This is a genomic window from Streptomyces sp. ATLC9, from assembly GCF_057196705.1.
The window spans coordinates 38,193-47,298 of record NZ_JBXUOY010000010.1 but is presented as its reverse complement, the minus strand read 5'-3'; the positions used below and the strand labels follow the sequence as shown (position 1 = coordinate 47,298).

Below are 9,106 nucleotides of genomic sequence, written 5' to 3'. Positions count from 1 at the left end.
CCGCGGTCCAGCGCGGCGTACATCGCACCGTGTCCACGCCGGTGCTCGGCTACCAAAGTCAGCTCCACCGGCGACCTCACCGGTCCGTCCGCGCACAGCACCGCATCCGTGCCCGGGGCGTCCTTGTCCCGGCGGTCATGCAGGTGACGGGCAGGGCGAACTGGTGGGCTCCGCCGGGCCGCAGGCGTGCGAACCCGCACGACCCGCCTGCCGGGGCGCGGGCAGGATGGACGCCAACCGGTAACGCATTCGAATGATCACTCGAAAGGGTGAGGGGTCTGCATTCGGATGCGGCGGGCCGACCGGCCGTTGAAGACTCGCAGGATCTCCCTCTGGCCCCTGGACCACCCATCGTGAGGAGCCCCATGACAGAGCTCGACCGTGCGGTCGCCGTGATCGGTACCGCCTGCCGACTCCCCGGCGGTATCAGCGACCTGGACGGCCTGTGGACTGCTCTGGTCAAGGGGGAAGACCTGGTCGGGGAGGTCCCGCCGGACCGGTTCCACCGGGCCGACTTCCTGGACGGCGGACGGCGCCGGCCCGGCCGCTCCTACACCGTGGCCGGCGGCTTCCTGCCGGATATCCAGGGCTTCGACTGCGAGTTCTTCCGGGGCATCTCACCACGGGAAGCCCTGCACATGGATCCGCAGCAGAGACTGCTGCTGGAACTGGCGATCGAGGCACTCGACGATGCGGGGGTCGACCCCGAGTCCTGTGCCGGGTCCGACGGTGCCGTCTTCATCGGCTGCTCCAGCCACGACTTCGGCCGACTCGCCCAGGGTAGAGCGGACAAGGGCGATGTGTACTCGATGTCGGGTACCGCCCTCGCCAACACCGCGAACCGCATTTCGCACCTGCTGGACTGGCATGGGGAGAGCCTCGCGCTCGACACCGCCTGCTCCTCGGCGCTGACCGCGGTCCACCGCGCGTACGAGCACCTGTGCACCGGCCGAAACCGGATGGCCCTGGCCGGTGGTGTCAACATCCTCCTCGACCCGAACGTGTTCGCCGGGTTCTCCGCCGCGTCGATGCTGTCGCCCACGGGACGCTGCCGGGCCTTCTCGGCCGACGCGGACGGCTACGTCCGGTCCGAAGGCGGTGGTCTGGTGCTGCTGAAGCGGCTGTCCGACGCACTGGCCGACGGTGACCGCGTCCACGCGGTCGTCCTCGGCAGCGGTGCCAACAATGACGGCCGTACCCCGGGGATCGCCCTGCCGAACGGACAAGCCCAGGAAAACCTGCTGACCTCCGCCTACGCCGAGGCATCAGTGCACCCCGACCGCCTCGTCTACATGGAAGCCCACGGAACGGGAACCCCGATCGGTGACCCCATCGAGTGTGAGGCCATCGGACGCGCCCTGGGAACACGGCGCACGGTCGGACCGCTGCCCGTCGGCTCGGTGAAGACCAACCTCGGGCACCTGGAGCCGGCCTCAGGGATTCCGGGACTGCTGAAGGCGATTCTGGTGCTGCGGCACGGTATGGTGCCGCCCACTCTGCACGCGGAGCCGTTGAACCCGCGCATCGGCTTCCAGGACCTCAACCTCAGCCCTACCGTCCGGCCACAGCATGTCGAGGTCACACCCGCCGCCGTGGCCGGGGTCAACTCCTTCGGTTTCGGCGGCGCCAACGCGCACGTGCTCCTGGGGCCGGCTCCGGTCGGCTCCGGCCCGCAGCCGACCGGCAAGGGAGCGCTGCCCGTGATGGCCACCGCCCGGGGCCAGGAGGCTCTGGCCGAGGCATGCGGCTTACTGGCCGAGAGACTGAAGCATGCCGATCCGAGCACCTTCTACGGGATCGCCCACACCACCGTCCGCCGTCGGGCCCGGCACAACCACCGCACCGTGGTCCTGGCCGAGACCGGCCAGGAGGCTGCGTCCGCCCTGCTGGGAGCCGCTCGGGGCGCGCGTCCGGCGCCCGGCTCGGCCACAGCCAGGACCGTGGCGCGCGGCCGTGTGGCGTTCGCCTTCGCCGGTAACGGATCGCAGTGGCCGGGAATGGGTGCGGAGTTGCTCCGTACCGAGCCGGTCTTCCGGCAGGCCGTGCAGAGCGTCGCGGACGCACTCAACCCGCTGCTGGGCTGGTCGGTGGTCGACGCGTTGGCGGCGGGCGACGCGGAACGGCTGAAGTCGACCGAGGTCGCCCAGCCCCTGCTGTTCACCTACCAGTTGGGTGTCGTCGAAGTGCTGCGGGCCCATGGCGTACGAGCGGAGGGTGTCGTCGGCCACAGCGTCGGGGAGATCACCGCGGCGTGCGTGGCCGGGGCGCTCGACCTGCCGACCGCCGCGCGGGTGGTCGCCGCGCGGAGTCGGGCGCAGGAGTCCACAGCCGGCACGGGACGCATGGCGGCCGTCGGGCTGTCCGAGGAGGAGTTGGCTGCCGAGCTCGCGCACTTAGGCGACCGGCTGCAGTTGGCCGGCGTCAACAGCCGTACGGACACCACGGTCGCGGGGCAGGCCGCCGACGTGGCACTTCTCAGGGAACGACTTCAGGACCGGGGCGTGTTCGCGCGCGAGCTCGACCTCGACTACGCCTTCCACAGCCCCGCCATGGATCCGATCAGGGAACCGCTGCTCAGCGCTCTCGCCGGGCTCCCGTCCTCCGGGCCGTCTCTGCTGTTCGCCTCCACGGTGACCGGCACCCTCCTGGACGGCACCCGGCCACTGGACGCCGAGTACTGGTGGCGGAACGTCCGCGAACCCGTGCGGTTCGCCCAGGCTGTCGAGGTCCTGGCCGCCCAGGGCTTCGACATCTTCGTGGAGATCGGCCCGCATGCCGTTCTCGGCCCCTACCTGCGCCGCCTGACCCAGCGTGGCTCCTCGCCCTGCGAGGTGGTGAGGACTGGCTCCCGCCGCGCCGACGGACCGGCCGCCATCAGGGGTGCCGTCGCCCATATCCTGGCCGCCGGCGCCACGGTCGACACCGGTCGGCACCTGCCCGTCCCCACCACGCCAGTGGAACTGCCCGCCTACCCGTGGCAGCGGGAGCGGCACTGGGACGCGGAGCCCAGCTGGTGGGCCGGAATCGCCAGCGACGGGGTGACAGTGCACCCGCTTCTCGGCCAGCGCGCCGTCACAGCCGAACCCGCCTGGCACGGCGTGCTGAGCGCCGTACGAACCCCGTGGCTGTCCGATCACCGCGTCGGTGCGACCACCGTGCTCCCGGCCACCGGTTACCTCGAAACCGCGCTCGCCGCCGGCCGGCAACTCCTCGATACGACCGAGCTGGAGATCACCGACCTCGCTGTCACAAGCGCCTGCGTCCTGCCGGGACCGGACAGCACGGACGACCTGCTCCTCCAGACGGGTGTCGAGCCGCGGACCGGTACCGTGACCATCGCGAGCCGCACCGGGGTGGACAGGACCTGGCGGCACCATGCGCAGGGACGGGTGCGTCGTCTGCTGCGACCGAGGCCCGCCCCACTCGACCTGGAAGCGCTCCGCGACCGGCTCCGCTCCGACCCGCTGCCTGCCGACGTGCACTACCGGGGCCTGGTCACCAGCGGGATCACACACGGCCCGGCCTTCCAGGTCCTGACCGGGTTCCGGCTGGGCGAGGGGGAGCTGCTCGCCTCCTACCGCACCGACCAGAACACGGACGGGTACCTCGCCCACCCGGTGGTGACCGACGGTGCCCTGCAGGCCGGAGCGCCGCTTCTGGCCGAGCTGGCGGGAGATGTGCTCTTTCTCCCCTCCCAACTGACGGCCGTACGCCTGTGGCACCCGCCGGCTTCCGAGGGCCATCTGCATCTGCGGCTAGTCAAGGCGACCGCCCGGGAGGCCGTCTGGGACGTCTCGCTGACCGATCCGGACGGCCGGATCTGCGTGCAGATGGAGGGGTGCCGGCTGCGTCGCTTCGACCAGCACACCGGGGATTCGGCGGCTTTGCGGGAACTCGTCCTCCGAGCGGCTCCCAGGGGCCCCGCGGCGCCTGTGCGGCTGCCCGCTCCCGCCGAACTGCTGAGGCGCACCGCCCCCGCGCGGGCGCGGCTGAGTGACCGTACCGAAGACCGCTACGAGCAGGTGACGGCCCGTGCCGGGGAAGTCACGGCGCTTTTCGCCCGGGAAGCGGTCGAGGCGCTCCTTCCGGGCAGGGCCGAGTTCTCGGTCGACGACCTGTGCGGGGCCGGCGCACTGCCGAAATTCCGGCCCTATCTTCACCGGCTGGCCGGCGCCATGTGCGCGTTCGGCGTGGCCGAGGCCGTGAGCGAGCGCCGCTGGCGCCTCACCGGCCCATCCGCTGCCGTGGACCCTCGCCAACGCATGCGGGCCCTGCTCGCCGACCTGCCCGAAGCGTTGACCCTGACGCTGCCGGGCCTGCGCTGCGGGCTGCGGCTGCCCCGACTGCTGCGGGGCGAGGAGGATCCCCGCGAGATTCTGTTCGGTGAGGCCGACCAGCACTTCCTCGCTCAGCTGTACGGCAACGCGCCCCATCTGTGCCTGCACAACGCGTATGCCGCGCACCTGCTCGGCGCGATGGTCGACCACTGGCCCGGCGACCGGCCCCTGCGCGTCCTCGAGGTGGGCGCCGGAACCGGTGGCATGACCGCCGCGCTGCTGTCCGTACTGCCCTCCGAACGCACCCGGTACCTGTTCACCGACCGCTCGGCCGGGTTCCTGGCCAAGGCGAAGGCTCGGTTCACCGCGTATGACTTCGTCGAGTACGGCACCTTCGACATCGACGCCGATCCCAGGGAACAGGGTTTCCACGACGGTCACTTCGACCTGGTCGTCGCGGCCAACGCCCTGCACACCGCCAAGGACGCCGGCGCGGCCCTCGACCGGCTCGGAGCCCTGCTCGCGGACGGGGGCATGCTGCTCGCGCTGGAAAGTCACGACAGTGACTGGGTGTCCGCCTCCTTCGGCATCCTGGACGACTACTGGGACTACACGGACACCGGCCTCCGGAAGGACTCCCCCCTCCTCCAGCGCGAGGAGTGGAAGAGTCTGCTCACCGCGCACGGATTCGATGCCGTTGCCTGTACCGGTGAAGCGCCGGACGTGGCACGCGCGAGCGACTCGGTGATCTTGGCTCGCCGCGCGGCGGCCGCCCCCGCTTGCGAGCCGCTCGCCACCGCGCCGATCCCGTCCGGTAGCTGGATCGTGGCGTCGGACACCCCAGGTGAACTGCCCGACCGACTCGCCGATGGCCTCGGTACCCGGCTGCTGCCACTGCAGGGGCCGGACTGGACGGCGGAATTGACGGGCGAACCGGACTCCGCCGTACGCATGGCCCTGATCCTGGACGTGTCCGGCGCGAAATCCGACCCGGCCGCCGTCATCACCCGCGCGGCCTGCCTCGTCCGCGACGTGATGGCCGGTCTCAGCACCCGCAGGGACGCCCAACTCTGGCTGATCCTGCCCCCCACGGGTCTCTTCCCGGCCCCCGAGCGTCCCGGGACGCCCGAGGCGGCAGCCCTGTGGGCACTCGGCCGCACCGCCGCCAGCGAGTACCCCACGGTCGGAATCCGGATGGTCTCCCTGGAACGTTCCGGTGACGCGGGCCGGGACGCGGCACGGTTGCTCGCCGAAGTGTGCGCCCCCGGCGCCGAACGCGAGATCGTGCTGACCGGCGGCGGCCGGTTCGTCCCCCGATTCACCACGGCCGCGCCGCCGCTTCGCCGGCAGACCGACCGATTCCGGCTGAGCCTGCGCGATCCCGGTATGTCCCACCGTCTGGTCTGGGAGCCGCAGGACACCCCGAGCCCCGGGGCCGGCGAGGTTCTGGTCGCCGTGCGCGCCGCCGCCCTGAACTACCGCGACGTGATGCTGGCCACCGGCCTGATCCCGGACGACCAGCCGGTGCCCGGCCGCCAGGAGCCCTCCCTGGGACTGGAAGGTGCCGGCGAAGTGGTGGCCGTCGGAGCGGGGGTGACGGGGCTCGCCCCCGGCGACCGGGTCTTCGGCACGGGCGTTGGCTGGTTCGCCTCCCACGTCGTCCTGCGAGCCGGACAGCTCGGCCGGGTTCCGGAACGGATGTCCTTCGCCGAGGCGGCCACCCTGCCCGCGGTCTTCCTCACCGTGCAGTACGGGCTGGAGCGCCTCGCCCGTCTGAGAGCGGGCGAGCGGGTCCTGGTCCACGGCGCAGCCGGTGGCGTGGGCCTGGCCGCCCTGCAGTACGCAAGATCCGTCGGCGCCGAGGTCATCGCGACCGCGGGTACCCCGGGCAAACGGGATCTGCTGCGGATGCTCGGCGTCCGGCACGTGCTGAACTCCCGGGACCTGGGCTTCGCTGAGGACGTCCGTGAGGCGACCGGCGGTCAGGGCGTCGACGTGGTGCTGAACTCACTGGCCGGCGAGGCCATTGCCCGCGGGCTGGAGTGTCTGCGCCCCGGCGGTCGGTTCATCGAACTCGGCAAGCGTGACCTTTACGCCAACACTCCCGTGCTCCTCGGCCCGTTCCGGAGAAACATCGCCTACTTCGGGGTCGACGTGGCGACCCTTCCCGAGCAGCTGCCCGAGGTCGCGGCGGGGGAGTTCACAGAGCTGTGCCGACGTGTCGCAGACGGCCGCTACCGGCCGCTGCCGCACCAGGTCCATCCCGCCGATGCCGTCGCCGAGGCGTTCCGCTCGCTGCGCCACTCCAAGCACCTCGGCAAGATCGTCATCGACCTGCGCGAGTCGGTGGCGGTCGAACAACCGGTGCCGCCCGTGGAACCGGACCCGGCCGCCGGCTACCTGGTCACCGGAGGGCTGAGCGGGCTCGGCGCGGCGTTCGCGGAGCGACTGGTCCAGCGAGGAGCCCGCCATCTCGTCCTCGTCGGCCGGCGGGGCGTGGACTCCCCCGAGGCACCGGGGCTGCTGGCACGCCTCGCAGCGGCCGGGGCCCAGGTGACGGTGGTGGCTGCGGACGTGGGCGACCGTGAGGCGATGCGACAGGCGATCGCCGGCGCGGACGCCGCCGGGAACCCGGTGCGGGGCGTTCTGCACGCGGCCATGGTTCTCGACGACGCCCCGCTCGCCGAGTTGACAGCCGAACGCTTCGAGGCCGTTCTGCACCCGAAGGTGCGTGGAGCCGTCGTACTGTCCGAGTTGACCTCGGACCGTGAGCTTGACTTCTTCCAGGTGTGCTCCTCGGTGACCACCCTGGGTGGCAATCAGCTGCAGAGCGGCTACGTCGCCGCCAACGCCTTCCTGGAAGCCATGGTTCGCCGACGGCGGGCGGACGGCCTGCCTGGAACCGCCCAGGTTCTGGGAGGCGTCGCCGAAACCGGCTTCGTCGTCCGCACCGGCATTGAGAAGGCCCTGCACCGCTTGGGCATGGGCTCTGTCACCCCGAAAGCGATCTGGCAGGCGTTCGAGCGACAGCTCGCACACGGGCCGGACATCGGGGTGTTCGACAGCACGGACTGGGAACGGATGGGCCATCTGCTCTCCGGGTTGAACCGGCCGGCGTTCGCCGCCTTCCTCCAGAGCACCAGCCGGGCGGGGGTGGACCGTGCCGAGGCGCTGCGGTCCAGGCTCGCCACGCTCCGCGACGACGAGGCGGTGGAGACGGTCTCCGGTGAACTGGCGGCCCTGGTGGCCGAGGTCCTCCAAACCACCCCGGAACGCGTCGACCGCACCTGCAAGCTGGACCGGCTGGGACTCGACTCGCTCATGGTCGTCGAACTCTCCGTCGCCGTGGAGCGTGCGCTGGGATGCAACATCCCCGCCCTGGAACTCATCGCGGCGAGCTGCCTCGACGACCTCGCGCGCCGCGTTCTGCCGCTGATGACCGGAGGCACTCGATGACCGGCGTACCGGACCGCCCGGCGGTGAAACTGGACGCACTGCCCTGGTGGCGCCCCCTGGTGGTGCAGATCGCCGGGCAGGCACACCCGGACGACGCCGCCCTGGATGTCTTCATCCGGCACCTCGGCGCCGCCTTCGAGGAACAGGGCCACACCATCGTCGACACCTCGAACGGTGATGTCGACCTCCTGCTGATCGTCACGCACATTCCCACCGGCCCGGAACCGCTGTGCGAGCGGATCCCCGAACACAGCCCCCCGCTGAGCGCCCGGATCTGCGGCGAACTGGGCCTGCGCGTGGGTTCGCGCCGGACCGTGGTGGTCGCCCAGGTCCCCGAGCACCTGGCCGGCCTGCGGCACACCGAGGTGGTCGAGATCGGGCGGACCGCCATGGCGCGGACCGCCGCCCCTCGCGTGGTCCTGATCAACCGGGACGGACGCGAAGCCACCCTGCTCACCCTGGAGGGAGGACATCCCACCGAGACCGATGAACTGGCCGACCGAATCCGCGACCGGCTGGTCACCGTCGCCTGCGCACGGGATGTCGGCAACCGGTACGACGTGGACCACGGCGCCCTGCCCGTCGGGTCCTGGGGCGACTCCCCGGTCTCGGGCCAGCTGGCGGCTGCCGGCCGGCGAATGGGCGAACTCGACCTGCTCCCGGAGCCGGTACGGATCGATCGCTACGTTTCCGACGCCCTCGCCGGACTGTACCGCGAGTACCTCGGCTGGAAGCGTCTCAGCGAAGGCATGCTGTTCCTCTACGACCCAGGACTCGACGCAGTGGTGGTCACCGCCTCCGGCAGCTGGAACGTCGACAAACGGGCACTGCGCGAGGACGAGGTCACCGTCTTGCACCCGCAGGCCCGCCACGGCAGGTTACGCGTGCTCGCCCCTGAGGGTGTCGAACCCAAGGGCCCCTCGGTTGAGGCGTGGGAGGTATGCGCCCTCCTCTCCGCCGTTCCCACCGTCCGGCTCAGCCGGTCGGCGGCCGGACACTGGGTGCCGGACCCCGCCGGGGAGCGGACCGCTCCGCTTGTCCGCGGCGGCGTGCACGCCCACGTGGGCGTCGGCCGGGCCGACGCCACGGTGATCGAGTCAGTGGCCCCCAACAGGGAGCTGTACCCGTACGGCTTCGGCTGTGGTACCGACCTCATGGCCGACGTGGCGGCCGACACAGTCGCCCGGTCGAGCGCCGTCAACAACTCCGACGACCCCCGGCTGTACGTGCGCTGGCCGATGCTCTACCACGGGGAGATGGCGATCGAACTGTGGAAGCCCGGCTTGCCTGAGCAGCCCCTGCAAGGGCTTCTGGACGCCTACGCCCAATCCGTCCGGTACACCCCGGACCACGTCGACCAGCCGCTTTAGACC

The 9,106-nt window shown here is 71.4% G+C and carries 2 protein-coding genes; both read left to right on the top strand.

Going from position 1 to position 9,106, the window contains the following annotated elements; all coding sequences use genetic code 11:
* Positions 1-365 precede the first annotated feature (365 nt).
* Positions 366-7,733 (top strand): SDR family NAD(P)-dependent oxidoreductase, encoded by a 7,368-nt coding sequence (locus AC2CJA_RS02390; RefSeq protein WP_484600958.1) that lies wholly within the window; start codon positions 366-368, stop codon positions 7,731-7,733.
* Entirely contained in the window at positions 7,730-9,103 is a 1,374-nt protein-coding gene (locus tag AC2CJA_RS02385; RefSeq protein WP_484600957.1) for a hypothetical protein, read from the top strand. Before AC2CJA_RS02390 ends, AC2CJA_RS02385 begins: the two co-directional genes overlap by 4 nt.
* Positions 9,104-9,106 lie beyond the last annotated feature (3 nt).